Origin of the sequence: Nonomuraea polychroma (assembly GCF_004011505.1) — a bacterium.
Classification (GTDB): domain Bacteria; phylum Actinomycetota; class Actinomycetes; order Streptosporangiales; family Streptosporangiaceae; genus Nonomuraea; species Nonomuraea polychroma.
In genome coordinates, this window is record NZ_SAUN01000001.1 from 11,264,237 (window position 1) to 11,280,106 (window position 15,870).

The 15,870-nt window shown below is 69.3% G+C and carries 12 protein-coding genes and 1 pseudogene; 8 read left to right on the forward strand and 5 right to left on the reverse strand.

Features of this window, described 5'->3' with window-relative positions; all coding sequences use genetic code 11:
* The first annotated feature begins 57 nt into the window (after nt 1–57).
* The 4 genes from icmF (at nt 58) to EDD27_RS52620 (ending at nt 6,624) form a co-directional block, all read left to right on the forward strand.
* On the forward strand, nt 58–3,228 hold the full coding sequence (gene icmF, locus EDD27_RS52605; RefSeq protein ID WP_127940165.1) for a fused isobutyryl-CoA mutase/GTPase IcmF: 3,171 nt from the start codon (nt 58–60) through the stop codon (nt 3,226–3,228).
* A gap of 77 nt (nt 3,229–3,305) precedes the next feature.
* Nucleotides 3,306–5,303, forward strand: a complete 1,998-nt coding sequence (locus EDD27_RS52610; protein ID WP_127940166.1) for a S8 family peptidase — start codon at nt 3,306–3,308, stop codon at nt 5,301–5,303.
* Nucleotides 5,304–5,420: 117 nt separating this feature from the next.
* Nucleotides 5,421–5,711 carry a hypothetical protein gene (locus tag EDD27_RS52615; RefSeq protein WP_127940167.1) on the forward strand — a complete coding sequence of 97 codons (291 nt, stop codon included), beginning with the start codon at nt 5,421–5,423 and terminating at the stop codon, nt 5,709–5,711.
* A 154-nt stretch (nt 5,712–5,865) separates the two neighbouring features.
* Complete coding sequence (locus EDD27_RS52620; RefSeq protein ID WP_127940168.1) at nt 5,866–6,624, forward strand: dienelactone hydrolase family protein; 759 nt, start codon at nt 5,866–5,868, stop codon at nt 6,622–6,624.
* A gap of 709 nt (nt 6,625–7,333) precedes the next feature.
* On the opposite strand, the gene EDD27_RS52625 is transcribed toward EDD27_RS52620, so the two are convergent.
* Both EDD27_RS52625 and EDD27_RS52630 read right to left on the reverse strand, forming a co-directional pair.
* Entirely contained in the window at nt 7,334–8,548 is a 1,215-nt protein-coding gene (locus EDD27_RS52625) for an RNA polymerase sigma factor (protein ID WP_127940169.1), read from the reverse strand.
* A pseudogene (locus EDD27_RS52630) lies at nt 8,548–8,963 on the reverse strand (YciI family protein). The gene EDD27_RS52625 and the pseudogene EDD27_RS52630 overlap by 1 nt, the downstream one beginning before the upstream one ends.
* Nucleotides 8,964–9,596: 633 nt before the next feature.
* Between EDD27_RS52630 and EDD27_RS52635 the strand changes: the two are divergent.
* Entirely contained in the window at nt 9,597–10,208 is a 612-nt protein-coding gene (locus EDD27_RS52635) for a helix-turn-helix domain-containing protein (RefSeq protein ID WP_127940171.1), read from the forward strand.
* 52 nt (nt 10,209–10,260) lie between these two features.
* A complete protein-coding gene (tpx, locus tag EDD27_RS52640; protein WP_127940172.1) occupies nt 10,261–10,761 on the forward strand; it encodes a thiol peroxidase in 501 nt (166 codons plus the stop codon).
* 40 nt (nt 10,762–10,801) lie between these two features.
* Here tpx and EDD27_RS52645 read toward each other — a convergent pair whose 3' ends face one another.
* Together EDD27_RS52645 and EDD27_RS52650 are read right to left on the reverse strand one after the other, a co-directional pair.
* Complete coding sequence (locus EDD27_RS52645; RefSeq protein ID WP_206642052.1) at nt 10,802–11,689, reverse strand: TIGR03619 family F420-dependent LLM class oxidoreductase; 888 nt, start codon at nt 11,687–11,689, stop codon at nt 10,802–10,804.
* Between the two features lie 3 nt (nt 11,690–11,692).
* Entirely contained in the window at nt 11,693–12,505 is an 813-nt protein-coding gene (locus EDD27_RS52650; protein WP_241564731.1) for an SAM-dependent methyltransferase, read from the reverse strand.
* Nucleotides 12,506–12,690: 185 nt separating this feature from the next.
* On the opposite strand from EDD27_RS52650, the gene EDD27_RS52655 reads away from it, so the two are divergent.
* Nucleotides 12,691–13,899 (forward strand): RNA-guided endonuclease InsQ/TnpB family protein, encoded by a 1,209-nt coding sequence (locus EDD27_RS52655; protein WP_127940173.1) that lies wholly within the window; start codon nt 12,691–12,693, stop codon nt 13,897–13,899.
* 62 nt (nt 13,900–13,961) lie between these two features.
* Nucleotides 13,962–14,717 (forward strand): helical backbone metal receptor, encoded by a 756-nt coding sequence (locus tag EDD27_RS52660; protein WP_127940174.1) that lies wholly within the window; start codon nt 13,962–13,964, stop codon nt 14,715–14,717.
* A gap of 4 nt (nt 14,718–14,721) precedes the next feature.
* Here the strand turns inward: EDD27_RS52660 and EDD27_RS52665 are convergent, their stop codons facing one another.
* A complete protein-coding gene (locus tag EDD27_RS52665; protein ID WP_127940175.1) occupies nt 14,722–15,870 on the reverse strand; it encodes an ROK family transcriptional regulator in 1,149 nt (382 codons plus the stop codon).

The following is a 15,870-nucleotide window of genomic DNA, read 5'->3' on the forward strand; positions in this document are numbered from 1 at the left end:
AATAGTAGGACGTCCTAGTATCTTCGAAGGAGAGCCCTCACGAAGGAGTGATCAGGCGTGCACGTCCCGGTACACCCAGTCCGTTTCGTGACCGCCGCGGCCCTGTTCGACGGCCATGACGCGGCGATCAACATCATGCGGCGCATTCTCCAGTCGCAGGGCGCGGAGGTGATCCACCTCGGTCACAACCGCTCGGTCGAGGAGATCGTCACGGCTGCGATCCAGGAGGACGTCCAGGGCGTGGCGATCAGCTCCTACCAGGGCGGGCACGTCGAGTTCTTCACCTACCTGGTGGAGCTGCTGCGTGAGCGCGGTGCGGGGCACGTGAAGGTGTACGGCGGCGGCGGGGGCGTGATCGTGCCCGAGGAGATCGACCTGCTGCACTCGCGCGGCGTCACCCGCATCTTCTCGCCCGAGGACGGCCAGCGGTACGGCCTGCCCGGGATGATCAACAAGCTGATCGAGGACTGTGACGTCGAGCTGGGCGACCCGCCCTCGGTGGAGGCCGTGGTCGCGGGCGACCAGGCGGCGCTGGCCCGGGCGATCACGCTCATCGAGGGCGGCCGCGGGATCGAGGGGCTGACCGCGGACAAGCACGTGCCCGTGCTGGGCATCACGGGCACCGGCGGCTCGGGCAAGTCCTCGCTCACCGACGAGCTGGTACGCAGGTTCCGCGTCGACAACGACGACAAGCTGCGCATCGCGGTCATCGCCATCGACCCCACGCGCAGGCGTGGCGGCGGCGCGCTGCTCGGGGACCGGATCAGGATGAACAGTCTGGGCCCCCAGGTCTACTTCCGCTCCCTGGCCACCAGGGGCGCCGCCAACGAGGTGCCGGCCTGCCTCGACGGTGTGATCACCGCGTGCAAGGCCGCCGGCTACGACCTGGTGGTCGTGGAGACGCCGGGCATCGGCCAGGGCGACGCTGGGATTGTTCCCCATGTCGACGTGCCCATCTACGTGATGACCCCCGAGTTCGGCGCGGCCTCCCAGCTCGAGAAGATCGACATGCTCGACTTCGCCGAGGCCGTCGTGATCAACAAGTACGAGCGGCGCGGTGCGGAGGACGCCCTACGGGACGTGCGCCGCCAGCTCGTACGCAACCGCGAGGCCTTCGGCGCCAGACCCGAGGACATGCCGGTCTTCGGCACCATCGCCGCCCGCTACAACGACGCCGGCGTCACGGCCCTCTACCACCACCTCAAGGGCCTCCTGCTGGAGGAGGCGGGCCCGGGCCTGCTGCCGCAAGTGTCCGGGCGCACCTCGCAGGCCTCGGCGGCGATCGTGCCGCCCGCCAGGTCCCGCTACCTGGCCGAGATCGCCGAGACCGTCCGCGCGTACCACGCCGAGACCCTCGCCCAGGCCGAGGTGGCGCGCCGCCGTCAGCAACTGGCGGCCGTCCAGGAGCTCATGGACGACGACCGGCTGAAGGAGCTGCACGCGCAGGCCGACCGGGAGCTCACCGAGGAGAGCCGCACCCTGATCGACACCTGGCCCGCCGTCAAGGAGCGCTACACGGCCGACGAGCTGGTCGTGAAGGTACGCGACCGCGAGATCCACACGCCGCTCTGGCGGGAGACGCTCTCGGGCAACCGCGTGCCCCGCGTTGCCCTGCCCCGCTACACCGACCACGGCGACCTGCTGCGGTTCCTGCGGAGTGAGAACCTGCCGGGAACGTTCCCCTTCACCGCCGGCGTCTTCCCGTTCAAACGGGAGGACGAGGACCCGACGCGGATGTTCGCGGGGGAGGGCGATGCCTTCCGCACCAACCGGCGCTTCAAGCTGCTGTCGCACGGCCAGCCCGCGACCCGGTTGTCGACGGCGTTCGACTCGGTGACGCTGTACGGCCACGACCCCGATCCCCGCCCCGACATCTACGGAAAAGTCGGCACGTCGGGGGTTTCGATCGCGACCCTCGACGACATGAAGGTGCTCTACGACGGGTTCGACCTGACGGCGCCCAACACGTCGGTGTCCATGACGATCAACGGCCCCGCCCCCACGATCCTGGCCTTCTACCTCAACACCGCCATCGACCAGTCCCTCGACCGCTTCCGCGCCGAGCACGGCCGCGAGCCGACGCCCGAGGAGGCCGCGGAGGTGCGGGCCCGCACGCTGGCCACCGTCCGGGGCACCGTCCAGGCCGACATCCTGAAGGAGGACCAGGGCCAGAACACCTGCATCTTCTCCACCGAGTTCAGCCTGCGGATGATGGCCGACATCCAGGAGTGGTTCATCCAGAACGGCGTACGCAACTTCTACTCGGTCTCGATCTCCGGCTACCACATCGCCGAGGCCGGCGCGAACCCGATCAGCCAGCTGGCCTTCACCCTGGCCAACGGGCTCACGTACGTGGAGGCGTACCTGGCCCGCGGCATGAACATCGACGACTTCGCGCCGAACCTGTCGTTCTTCTTCTCCAACGGCATGGACCCCGAGTACAGCGTGCTGGGCCGGGTGGCGCGCCGCATCTGGGCGGTGGCCATGCGCGAGCGGTACGGCGCCGCCGAGCGCTCGCAGAAGCTGAAGTACCACATCCAGACCTCGGGCAGATCCCTGCACGCCCAGGAGATGAACTTCAACGACATCCGCACCACCCTGCAGGCCCTGATCGCCATCTACGACAACTGCAACAGCCTGCACACCAACGCCTTCGACGAGGCCGTCACCACCCCGACGGCCGACTCGGTCCGCCGCGCCATGGCGATCCAGCTCATCATCAACCGCGAATGGGGCCTGGCCAGGAACGAGAACCCGCTGCAGGGCTCGTTCATCATCGACGAGCTGACGGACCTGGTGGAGGAGGCGGTGCTCGCCGAGTTCGAGCGCCTCTCGGACCGGGGCGGCGTGCTGGGCGCGATGGAGACCGGCTACCAGCGCGGCAAGATCCAGGACGAGTCCATGCTGTACGAGATGCGCAAGCACGACGGCTCGCTGCCGATCATCGGCGTGAACACGTTCACGAAGGACTCCGAGGAGCCGGCGCCGCACCAACTGGAGCTGGCCAGGGGCACCGAGGAGGAGAAGCGCTCGCAGCTGGAGCGCCTGAGCACCTTCCACGAGCGCAACCGCTCGGAGGCGCCCGCCCAGCTGGCGCGGCTGCGCGAGGTGGCGATGTCGGAAGGCAACGCGTTCGAGGTGCTGATGGAGGCCGCCCGCCACTGCTCGCTCGGCCAGATCACGGAGGCGCTGTTCGAAGCGGGCGGCCAATACCGACGCAACGTGTGACGGGCTCCCGCCAGGGCGGGTTCCCGCCGCGCGGATGACCTTCCCGGGGGCATGGCGGGAGCGGTGGAATCCACCCCATGCCCCTCAACTTCCCCGCCAGGACGCTGACCGCCACAGCGCTCGCGGCGACAGTGCTGGCCGTGCCGACGGCCGCGCACGCGGACTCCCGGGAGTCCGCGCCCCCGGAGCCGGCGCTCCAAGAGGCGGAGATCACCCTCATCACCGGCGACCGGGTCCATTACGTGGACGGACCGGGCGAGCAGGACACCGTCACCGTGGACCGGCCGGACGGCGCGCAGGGCGGCGTCCAGGTCCTCCAGTCAGACGGGAAGGTCTACGTTCTGCCGGACGAGGCCGTGCCGCTGATCGCGGCCGAGCGGCTCGACCGGCGGTTGTTCGACGTCGCCGGCCTGGCCGCCATGGGTTACCAGGGCACGCCGCCGGTGATCGTCACGTACTCGGGCGTCATGCCGCGCTCGATGACCGGCGCCCAGGTCGTCAGGGCGCTGCCCAGCGTCAAGGGGGCGGCACTCCAGGTCGGGGCGGACCCGCGCCCGTTCTGGAACACGATCGCCGCACCCGCGGCCAGGTCGGGCGGCATCGCCAAGGTCTGGCTCGACGGCAAGGCCAAGGTCACGCTGAAGGAGAGCGTGCCGCAGGTCGGCGCCCCGCAGGCGTGGGCCGCCGGCTACGACGGCAAGGGCGTCAAGGTCGCCGTGCTCGACACCGGCGTCGACGACACCCACCCCGACCTCCAGGGCCGCATCACCGAGTCCGCCAGCTTCGTTCCCGACGAAACCGTCGACCGCGACGGACTCGCACCTAGCGAGGAGGTCAAGGACGTCAACGGGCACGGCACCCACGTCGCCTCCACGGTCGCCGGCACCGGCGCCGCCTCGGACGGCGCGAACAAGGGCGTCGCCCCCGGCGCGGACCTGCTCGTCGGCAAGGTGCTCGGCGACAACGGCTACGGCCAGGACTCGTGGATCATCGCAGGCATGGAGTGGGCCGCGGCCAGGGCGAAAGTCGTCAGCATGAGCCTGGGCAGCGACGTGCCCGACGGCGGCGCCGACCCGATGGCCCAGGCGGTGGACAACCTGTCGAAGCAGCACGGCACGCTGTTCGTGATCGCGGCAGGCAACAGCTACGGCGAGGGCACGATCGGCGCGCCCGGCTCCGCCGCCTTGGCGCTGACCGTGGGCGCGGTGGACAAGAGCGACGAGCGGGCCGACTTCTCCAGCATGGGGCCGCTCGACAGGACGTACGGGCTCAAGCCGGACCTCTCCGCTCCCGGCGTGGGGATCAACGCGGCGCACTCGTCGTACAACGACGAGGCGAGCGGGCCGTACTGGAAGCTGGACGGTACCTCCATGGCCACCCCGCACGTCGCGGGCGCGGCGGCCATCCTGGTGCAGCGGCATCCGGACTGGACCGGGCAGCAGGTCAAGGACGCCCTGATGAGTTCGGCGAAGGCGCTGCCGTACACGCCGTTCCAGCAGGGAACCGGGCGGCTTGACGTGGCCGCGTCCGTCAGCGCGACGCTCACGGCCACGGGCTCGCTGCCCACGGCCTTCTACGACTGGCCGCACGCCGCCGATGACCCCAAGACGGCCAGGACGATCGTCTACCGCAACGACGGCGAGGCCGAGATCGCCCTCGACCTGGCCGTCACGGGCTCCGACGCGGCCGGCCTGTCCACGGCGAAGCTCACCGTGCCCGCGCACGGCACCGCCGAGGCCACGCTCACCATCGACCCGGCGAAGGTGACCCTAGCCCAGGAAGCCTGTGTCCCACGCAACGCGCTCACACAGCGCCACACCGACCTGCGCAACGAGTTCTACGAGCGGGTGAAGGAGCGCGGAGCGACACCGGACGTCGAGGTCCGGCTGCGCGAGCAGATCACAAAGCTGAAGAAGACCGTTGCGAACAAGGACAAGGAGCTCGTCCGGCTGCGGGCCGACGTTCCCGCGCTGGTCCGCGTCGTGAACGCACTGACCGCCGAGAACACCGAGCTGCGCGAGGAGCTTCAACTAGCTGCGACCAACGTCGTTCCGCTACGGGCACGGGAACCCTGACGGTCCTGCGGTTATCTAGGGTTATCAGGAGAACTAGCAGGTCAGCTGCTTGAAGGCCTGTCAGGAACGTTAGGCAAGTAGAGGGAAGCTCGGCTGCGCCGGGGCATGCTGGAGTCCATGAGAGATGATCAGGTAACCGCTGCTGTCCGTGTGCTGATCAATCAGTGCGACCCCGAAGGCCTGTTAGGCATGGGGGCTCCTGAGGACGAGTACGACCCTGAAGTGCGTGATCTCACCGCTCTGGTGTGTGGTGAGGAAGAGATCACAGCCGAGGCTGTAGGCGCGGTCTGGAACCGATGGTTCAACGAGGTCTCCGAGTGGTCCACCCGGAAACCTGAGCAAGTCAATGAGGTTGCGGCCCCGCTGGAGAGACTTCGTGGCCAGCAACAGCGCTCGAATCTGCCCTGATCGGAGGGATCAGGATCGCCAGCTCGGCGAGCGGGTCGTCATTTCGGTAGTAGTAGCCCAAGCGTCGCCGGTGCCTCCCAGGCCGTCAGATGCCGGTCCGAATAAGCCGATAATCGACTCGCCGCGTCAGCGGGAATGCCGATGTAATACCGCCATGCGCATCACCTCGGAAACGTTCACTGACGGCATCCGCGAACAGCTCTTCACCATCGGAGACATCCCCGGGGTGCTCTGGACGCCCGCCGAAGGCTCCGGTCCCCGCCCACTGGTCTTGATCGGGCACGGCGGCGGCCAGCACAAGAAGGGATGGGAGGTCGTCTCCCGCGCCTTCCCCTACGTCACCTCCTGCGGCTTCGCGGTCGCCGCGATCGACGCGCCAGGTACCGGCGACAGGCCGGAACACCCGGAAATCCGGCGGCTCGTCGCGCTCATCCAGGAACGAGAGGCCGCGGGCGAGCCCTTCTGGTTCGGCCCGGAGTGGCCCGCCCTCAACGAAACCGTGGCGGCGCAGCTCATCCCCGACTGGCAGACCACCCTCGACGCGCTCCAGAAACTGGATTCCGTCGGCGACAGCCAGCCCGTGGGGTACTACGGCCTGTCCCAGGCCGGTGAGATGGGCATCCGCCTCGTCGCGGCCGAATCCCGGATCAAAGCCGCGGTCCTCGGCCTCACCGGAAGCGACTGGCTCACCGACACTGCGGCGCGGATCACAATCCCGGTCGAGTTCTTGCTGCAGTGGGACGATGAAGGCAATCCGCGGGACTCAGTCATGAAGCTGTTCGACGCACTCGGCTCCGCCGAGAAAACCCTGCACGCCAACCCCGGCAGCCACTTTCGAGTCCCATCTTTCGAAATCGACAGCTCGATCCGATTCTTCGCTCGGCACCTGGGTAGCGCTGGCAGTAGCTTCTGACACCACCGGCGCCGACGCGATGGCACAGCCGAGCAAGCCGTAGTCGTCAACCGCGGCTACCACCCGTTCAGGCCGGTAGTACCGAGGCAGTGCACCTGACATGCCTGACATGGCTGAAGACCCCTGAATACTGGTGAGGCAAGTACGCGCTGATTTTGTTCGCGAGAACGCGAGCCAGATGTTGGTCACTTTCGGCGCCACTTCGCTGGCCTACCGCGTGCGAGTGTTCGTGAGAACGAGCGCCACTTGTTGACCATGGCCGAGATCCTGGCGAGGTAAGCACACGTCGCCAGATGACTCTCCGTAGAACTCGGCCGCCGTGATGAACGATGTGGATGCGCCTTCTGCCGAAATGAGGGTGCACGGCGCTTAACTACCTCGCGATGCTTTGAAGTCCCTAACACGATCTGCTGAATAGATGTTGATCAGCGCCACGATGTGAAAATCAGCCTCGCTCGGTGGAGCGCGAGTGAGGCGTGGGTCGTCGACGACCTATGGGATCTGATCGAACCGTTGCTGCCACCCTGGCCTGACAAAGCACCTGGGCCACGGTCGGTCCCGGACGAGGTCTACGCGCCGACCGTGGGCGAGTTTCTCCCCGGGTTCGCCGCGCTCCCGCCGTCCGCATTCGGGGATTCGGCCGTCGGGGCCGATGCGATCGACGGGTATCCGGGCCGCGCTTGAGTCCCGGCTGGCCGAGCTGGAGAAGTCAGCTCAGCGTGGCCGCCTTGCGCAGCAGCACTGAGCGTTCGCGCTGGTTGGCGCACAGCCGGGCCGCCAGCTCCAGCTCGGCGCGCGCCTCCGGTCGCCGTCCGAGTCGGGCCAGCAGCTCACCGCGTACGGTCGGAACCAAATGCGAACCGGGGAGCCGGTCCAAGGCGATCAGCTCGTCCACGATGGCCAGGGCTTGCGCCGGACCCGAGGCCATGGCAACGGCGACGGCCCGATTGAGCTCGACCACCGGCGAGGGCGCGACCCGGCCGAGTGCCTCGTAGAGCACCACGATCCGGTCCCAGTCGGTCGCCTCGACCGAGGGCGCCGACGCGTGGGTGGCGGCGATCGCGGCCTGCAGGCCGTAGGGGCCGAGGCCACGAGTCGATGCCTTGGCCAGCGCGGCCAGCCCACGGCGGATCGCCGAGAAGTCCCACCGCCGCCGGTCCTGCTCCTCCAGCAGGACCGGCGAACCGTCCGGGCCGGTCCGGGCCGGGAAACGCGCGGCCGTCAGCTCGCACAACGCCAGCAGGCCGTGCACCTCCGGCTCGTCCGGCTGCAACGCGGCCAGCGTGCGGGCCAGCCGGATCGCCTCGTACGCGACGTCGGGGCGCAACAGCCGGTCGCCCGACGTGGCCGTCGACCCCTCGGTGAAGATCACGTAGAGGACGCTGAGCACGCCGCCCAGCCGCTCCCGGCGCTCGGCGGCCGGCGGCAGCTCGAACGGCACCCCGGCCGCCGCGATCGTCTTCTTGCCCCGGGTGATGCGGGCCTGCACGGTCGGCACGGGTACGAGGAACGCGCGGGCGATCTCCTCGCTGGACAGGCCGCCGACCACGCGCAGGGTCAGCGCCACCCGGGCCTCAGGGGAGAGCACCGGGTGGCAGCTGATGAACATCAGCGCCAGCACGTCGTCATCGATCTTGTCGGGATCGATTTCCTCGTCAACCACCAGGTCGGCCGCCAGCAGGGCGTATCGGTCCTGAAGGGCGGTCCGGCGGCGGATCGCGTCGATCGCCCGCCGCCGGGCCGTGGCCATCAGCCAGCCGGCCGGATCGGTCGGAGAGGTGAGCGGCCACGACACCAGCGCCTCGGCCACCGCCTCCTGGGCGGCGTCCTCGGCCAACCCGAAATCGCCGGTGAACCGGGTCAGCGCGGCGACGATCCGCGCCGACTCGATCCGCCAGACGGCCTCGACATCGGCCGTACCCATCAGATCTGGCCGTTGCTCTCGCGCCCGGCCCAGCCCTTGATGATCACTCGTCGACCTGCGGGACCTCGTCGCTCCCGGGCACCCGCCGGACCTCGATCTTGGACCCGGGGGCCGCCGGGACCCGCTTGGCCCACTCGACCGCCTCCTGTTTCGAGGCGACGTCGAGCAGGAAGAAGCCCCCGAACAGTTCCTTGGTCTCGCCGTACGGCCCGTCCGTGACCACCGGGGCCTCGCCGCTGAAGTCGACCACGACGCCCTGGCCCGGATCGTCCAGCCCTTCCGCCGCCAGGAGAACGCCGGCTTTGACCATCTCCTCGATGAACTGGCGGGTCGTGGCCATCATCTCGTCGATGTTGGCCATCATGGCCGCGTTCGACTCGTCGGTGCCCCGCATGATCAGCAGGTACTTCGGCATCGCGTTCTCCTCGTCCGGCGGGGCCGCCTCTCGGCCCTCGCACCCAAAGGTCGAACGAGCGGCCCGCGGATCGACACGGCCCCGGAGAAATCTCTCGCCGCGACGTAGCCGATCCCTCCGACTTGGGTTTCGCCCGTCAGAGCGGCCCCTGAGCGATGGCTGACGTGGACGCCCTGCTGATCAGAAAGCTTATCGTCGTATCGTTGGAAGGCGGCGACGCTCACACGGATCTGGGGAAAGCATTCGGGACGCGCTCAGTGACTCTTTCCGCTACCGGGCTGAAGATAGCGACGGGAATCTTCAGCGGCGTTTCGCCCGCGGCGCACTCTCTTGCCGCAGACAACGCGCGGCCGGCCTCCCATGGTTCGTCACTATGCGTGAGCGGAGATCCGTTCGACGCCGGGCGCGGCCGTCGCAACCGGTGTGGCGCCGAAACTCACGAACATCGAGAGCGGGGAGATCTCGCTGGCGCCCGAACTCAGCGACATCTGGCGCCGGAACTCACGAACAAAACCATACGCGCCAACCTTACCTGCCTCACATGGCCTGACTACTGACAGCCACCCAAGATAACACCAGACACACTTCTCCCAGATGACGAGGACGCGAAGCCTTAAACCTCAACACGCCCACTTGACAGGGAACCAGGCGGCGGCGCGGAAACGGGCACGCTCGTTCTCCACGGCGCCCTTCGTGGCGGTGCCCCCGGGATCCAACACGGCCGAGGACCAGGCCGTGGATCGCGGGGTGGAGTATTTCGTCGTGGTGGAGCGCGAGTTCCTGGCCGGGCCCGGGGCGGTGGCCGAGACGATCGACTCCCTGCGCAGGGGCGTGCAGGTCAGGGTGACGGACAAGCTGCCCATCAAGCTGATGATGGCCGACAGCGAGCTCGCCCTGGTGCCGCTGACGACCGAGCCCGGCGGCGAGCCGGCCGCCGTGCTCCTGCACCGCAGTGGGCTGCTGGCCGCCGTGGAGGCACTGTTCGACGCGGTATGGCAGCGGGCGTACCCGTTGCGCCTGAACACGGCGGAGGCGTTCGACGAGCAGCCGGAGTCCTCCGTCACGGAGCTGGACAGGAAGATCCTCGGACTGCTCCTGTCGGGGCTGACCGACGAGGCGGTGGCGGGACAGCTGGACCTGTCGCTGCGCACGCTCCAGCGGCGGCTGCGGGCGCTGATGGATCTGGCGGGCGTGCGCACCCGCGCCCAGCTCGGCTGGCACGCCGCCCGCAACGACTGGGCCTGATCCTGACGCGGATAAGATCCGGGATCGGGAACACGGCTATCAGGAGGCTTTCATGTCAGACGTCACATTCAAGGGCAACCCCATCACCGTGGGCGGCACCTTCCCGCAGCCCGGCGACAGCGCGCCCGCCTTCCGCCTGGTGGGCAACGACTTGGCGGAGCGCTCCCTGGAGGACTTCGGCCAGGCCACCAAGGTGCTCAACATCTTCCCGAGCGTCGACACTGGCGTCTGCGCGGCCTCGGTGCGGCGCTTCAACCAGGTGGCCGCCGAGCACCCCGGCGTCGAGGTGCTCTGCGTGTCCGCCGACCTGCCGTTCGCGCAGAAGCGGTTCTGCGGCGCCGAGGGCCTCGACAACGTGACCATGTTGTCGCTCATGCGCGGCCGCGAGTTCCTGGCCGACTACGGCGTGGCGCAGGAGTCCGGGCCGCTGGCGGGGCTGGCCGCGCGTGCGGTGGTGGTGCTCGACGGCGACAACAAGGTGATCTACTCCGAGCTGGTGCCGGAGATCACGCAGGAGCCCGACTACGAGGGCGCGCTGAGCGCCCTCAAGTAGGCCTCACGGGAGGCCGCGGTCAGCGCACTCGAAGATGACCTCAGAGGCGGGATCTGATGTCCGCGGCCAGCTCCAGCAGGTGCTGGTCGCTCGTGGCGGTGAGCTGGAGGTCCAGGATCAGCTCGTGGACCCCGGCCTCCGCCGCGGTGGCCAGATACGCCGCGATCTCGGCCACCGTGCCGCTCCTGGGCGGGCTGCCCTGGTCGGTGATGACGGGGTTGCAGCGCATGACCATGCGCAGCGCCCCCGGGTCGCGGCCGGCCTGCTCGGCGCTCTCGCACACCGTCCGCCACATCGCCGTGAGCACGGGAATGGGCAGCGCGGCGGTCAGCCAGCCGTCGGCCCGGCGGCCGATGCGGCGCAGCGCGGGCCCGGAGAAGCCGGCCAGGTAGAGCGGCGGGCGGCGGGCCGGCTTGGGCTCGATGTGACTCGGCGCGATCGTCCACAGCTCGTGCTCGAACCACACCGGGTCCGTGGTCCAGATCGCCTCCAGCGCGTCCAGGGTGGCCTCGTACCGCTTCGCCCGGTCGTGCCAGGGCACGCCCACGGCGGCGTACTCGTCGGAGGACCAGCCGAGCCCGAGGCCGACGGCGAGCCGGCCGCCGCTGAGGTGGTCAATGGTGGTGAGGGAGCGGGCCAGGACGGGCGGCGGATACCAGCAGGCGTTCAGCGCGCTGGTGCCCAGTCCGATGGTGGACGTGGCCGAGGCGGCCACGGACAACACCGCGAACGGGTCCAGGAAGACCCGATGTGCCTCCGGGATGCCGCCCCCGCCCGGATAGCGGTCCTTCGACCGCAGCGGCGTCATCAGCCGGTCGCCTGCCCACAAGCCGGCGAATCCCATCTCCTCGGCCGCCCGCGCCACGTCGAGCGTGCTGCGCAGCGTGGCGAACCTGCCGTACTGCGGCACCGCCAGCCCGACGTCCACGCCTCAGGCCTTCCTGCCCACACCGCACAGGATCAGCGACGACTGAGGGCCGTCGGTGAAGTCGACGGTGTCGCCCGGTTCGGGATGCCATTCGGGCAACCAGACCAGCCCGGGGTCCACCAGCTCGAACCCGTCGAAGAGCTCCATGATCCGTCCCCGGCCGCGCAGCGTGAGCGGCGCGCTGGCAGTGCGGTAGACCTCGGTGGCCGCATTCACGGCGGCGGCGCGGGCGTCGCTGGTGCCGTGGGACATGACCAGATAGCTGCCGGGCGCCATGGCGTCGCGCAGGCAGGCGACGATCTCCTGCGGCCGCTCGGACTCGGTGACGAAGTGCATGACCGCCGTCAGCAGCACACCCACGGGACGGCCGAAGTCGATCGCCCGCCTGACCTCGGGATCGTCCAGGATGTCGGCGGGCTTGCGGAGGTCGCCCTGAACCACCGTCGTGCCGCCCTGGTCGGCCAGCAGCGCCCGCGCGTGCACCATGACCACCGGGTCCACGTCGGCGTAGACGACCTGGGAGCCGTCGCCGGCGATCTGGTGCACGTTCTCCCGCCGCGGCAACCCCGTGCCGATGTCGAGGAACTGCCGCACCCCGGCTCCGGCGAGGTGACGCACGGCACGCGTGAGGAACGCCCGGTTCGCCCGGGCGGCGGCCCGCACTTCGGGAGCAACTCGCAAGATCCGCTCCGCCGCCTCCCTGTCCGCGGGGAAGTGGTCCTTGCCCCCGAGAAAGTAGTCGTAGAGCCGGGCAACGTTGGGCGTGTCCGGATCGAAGCCGCGCGACTCTCGCTCCACCACATCCCCCCCGATCACGTGGTAACGATCTTTCGGGTGATTCTACGGATCTATACCGACATCAGGCCGCTCTTATCCATCAGACTCGCGCGGAGGGAACCGCCGCCTTCAGGTGGCGGGGGAAATCCGCGCTCCCTCCCTGCACATTTTTGTCGGTGTCAGCCGTACCGTGGTGATCTCGTTACCGAACGTAGGGGGTGGACGTGCGCAGGTCGTTCAAGTTCTTGCTGCGCCCCACCAGTAAGCAGGCCGCCGCACTTGCCGCATGCCTGGAAGACCACCGCCAGCTGTACAACGGAGCTTTGGAGCATCGGCGCACCGCTTACCGCAAGGCGGGCGTGACGGTCGGCTACGGCGACCAGTCCGGGGAGTTGAAGGACATCCGCGCTGACGACCCCGACGGGCAGGGCCGGTGGTCGTTCTCCTCTCAGCAAGCCACCCTACGACGGCTGGATAAGGCATTTAAGGCGTTCTTCGCTCGCGTCAAGGCCGGGCGCACACCAGGCTTCCCGAGATTCAAGGGGCGCGGCTGGTTCGACACCGTTGAGTGGCCCAAAGACGGCGACGGCTGTCGGTGGGACTCCCAGCCCGAGCACCCGACGGCGACTTTCGTCCGGCTGCAGGGCATCGGGCATGTCCGGGTGCACCAGCACAGGCCCGTGCTAGGCCGGGTGAAGACGATCAGCATCAAGCGCGAGGGGAGCCGCTGGTACGTGGTCCTCGCGTGCGACGAGGTTCCCGCTGAGCCGCTCCCGCCCACGGGCGCGGTGGTCGGCATCGACATGGGCACCACGTACTTCCTGACCACCTCGGGCGGAGAGCACGTCGCCAACCCGCGCTTCATGCATGCGATGGCGGACGAGCTCGCCGAGGCCCAGCGGCACCTTGCGACGTTCCCGAAGCGGACCCGGCAACGCGCCAAGCGCCACCGTGCGGCCGTCCGGAAAGTCGCCAAGCTGTACGCCAAGATCCGCCGTCAGCGGCTCGACTTCCACCACAAGACTGCCCGGGCGCTGATCCGCGACCACGACGTCATCGCGCACGAGCGGTTGAACACGGCGGGCATGACCCGCACGCCGAAGCCCAAGCCCGACCCGGAGGTGCCCGGCGCCTTCCTGCCGAACGGCGCCGCCGCGAAGGCCGGGCTCAACCGCAGCATCCTCGACGCGGGCTGGGTGCGGTTCCTCGGAATCCTGGCGAACAAGGCTGAGAGTGCCGGTCGCCTCCTGGTTCCGGTGGACGCGCGTAACACCTCCCGTACGTGCCTCGCATGCGGGCACGTCGCGAAGGAGAACCGCGTCACGCAAGCCAAGTTCGAGTGCGTGAAGTGCGGGTTCGCGGCTAACGCGGACCACGTCGGCGCGACCAACGTCCTCAACAGGGCCGGGCTGGTCCTCTGCGACGTGGCCTAGCCACCGACGCAGGAAGCCCGCGGCTTCAGCCGTGGGTGGAGTCACAGATCTAGTCTGCTGATATGGATGACCTCGGCATGGCCGTGGCGGTCCCGGAGACCGTGCGGCGGATCGTGTCCTTGGTGCCGTCGCTGACCGAGTCGGTGGCGGCGACCGTGCCGGAGGCGTTGGTGGGGGCGACCGACTGGTGCTCGCACCCGGCCGACCTCGACGTGACCAGGGTCCGGGGCACCAAGAACCCCGACCTGGAGGCGATCAAAAAGCTCAGGCCTGACGTGGTCCTGGCCAACGCCGAGGAGAACCGCCCGGCCGACCTCGAGGCGCTGCGTGCCGCGGGTATCGCCGTCTGGGTCACCAAGATCGAGACGTTGGAGGAGGCGTTCGTCTCGCTGGAGCGGATGTTCACGTACGCGTGCCGTACCGACCGCCCGACCTGGTTGGATGCGGCGGAGGCGGCGTGGGGGGAGGCAGCGGCGGAGGGTCGGAGGAGGACGGCGATCATCCCGATCTGGCGTCGGCCGTGGATGGTCGTCGGCCGCGACACCTTCACCGGGGACGTGCTGAAGCACCTCGGCGTCGACAACCTGTACGCGGGCCACGCCGAGCGCTACCCCAAGATCCCGCTCCCCGAGCTGGTGGAGTGCCGGGCCGACCTGGTGGTCCTGCCGGACGAGCCGTATGCGTTCTCGGCGGCGGACGGCCCGGAGTGTTTCCCCGGCCACAGCTGCGCCCTGGTGAGCGGGCGGCTGCTGACCTGGTACGGCCCCTCGCTGGTCGAGGCGCCCGAGCGGTTGCGGCGCGACCTGGGCGGCGGTTGAGCGGTCAGTTCACCGGGTCGGCCAGGGCGGCGTCCACAGAGGCGGGGGAGAGCACGTGTTCCATGACGATGACCGCCATGCCCACGATCCCGGCCCGGTCGCCCAGTGACGAGGTGACGATCTCCAGGTTCCTGGTCGTGTACGGCAGGCTGCGGCGGTAGACGATCTCCCTGATCCCGGTCAGGTAGTGCTCCCTGGTCTCCGCCATGTCCCCGGCCAGGACCAGCACCCCCGGGTTGAGCAGGCTGACCGCCGTGGCCAGCACGACGCCCAGCGTCCGCCCCGCCTCCTGGGTGCGGGCGATGGCCGTGGGGTCGCCGGCCTGCACGAGCCGGACCACGTCCCGGCTGAACTCCTGGCCCAGGTCGGCGGCCAGGGCGTGGCCGCTGGCCAGCGAGGCGACGCAGCCGCGCGAGCCGCAGGTGCAGACCCGGTCGTCGCTCTCGCGAATGCGCACGTGACCGATGTTTCCGGCGGCCTCCTCGACGCCGCGATAAATCTGCCCGTTGAGGATGATGCCGGTGCCGATCCCGGTCGAGACCTTGATGAGGATCAGCGAGTCGGTCGCCCGCCAGGACGACCACCACTCGCCCAGGGCCATCGCGTTGGCGTCGTTCTCCACCAGGATCGGCACGTCGTACGCCGCCCCCATGGCCTCGCCCACCGGATGGTCGTCCCACCCCGGCATGAGGAACGACCTGATCACCCGCCCGTTGGTGTGGTCCACCGAGCCCGGCAGGTCCAGCCCGATGCCGCACACCTCCGCGGCGGGCCGTCCGTGCCGGTCCAGCATGCGCTGGAACGCCTGCCGCACCCACGACAGCACGGCCTCGGGCCCGCGGTCGATGCGCATCTCGGTGCTCTCCTCGGCCAGCGGCCGGGCGGCCAGGTCGGTCAGGGCCGCCCGGACGTGCGTGGCTCCCAGGTCGGCGACCAGCATCAGCCGCTTGGTCGCGTCCACGTCGAGCACCGAGGGCGGTCGCCCGCCCCCGGAGGCGCCGACGCCGGACTCGTGGATGTATCCGGCGTCGATGAGCCGGTCGACCCGGTCGGTGATCGTCGACCGGGACAGACCGGTGTACTCGATGAGTTCTTTGCGCGTACGGCAGGAGCCATTACGGATGAGCTGGAGGATCTGCCCTGCCGTCAGCAT

Coding starts and splice junctions, on each gene's coding strand:
- EDD27_RS52625 (WP_127940169.1), bottom strand. CDS start 8,548: ATGGGTACGGCCGATGTCGAGGCCGTCTGGCGGATCGAGTCGGCGCGG.
- EDD27_RS52620 (WP_127940168.1), top strand. CDS start 5,866: ATGCGCATCACCTCGGAAACGTTCACTGACGGCATCCGCGAACAGCTC.
- EDD27_RS52660 (WP_127940174.1), top strand. CDS start 13,962: ATGGATGACCTCGGCATGGCCGTGGCGGTCCCGGAGACCGTGCGGCGG.
- tpx (WP_127940172.1), top strand. CDS start 10,261: ATGTCAGACGTCACATTCAAGGGCAACCCCATCACCGTGGGCGGCACC.
- EDD27_RS52665 (WP_127940175.1), bottom strand. CDS start 15,870: ATGCTGACGGCAGGGCAGATCCTCCAGCTCATCCGTAATGGCTCCTGC.
- EDD27_RS52610 (WP_127940166.1), top strand. CDS start 3,306: ATGCCCCTCAACTTCCCCGCCAGGACGCTGACCGCCACAGCGCTCGCG.
- EDD27_RS52615 (WP_127940167.1), top strand. CDS start 5,421: ATGAGAGATGATCAGGTAACCGCTGCTGTCCGTGTGCTGATCAATCAG.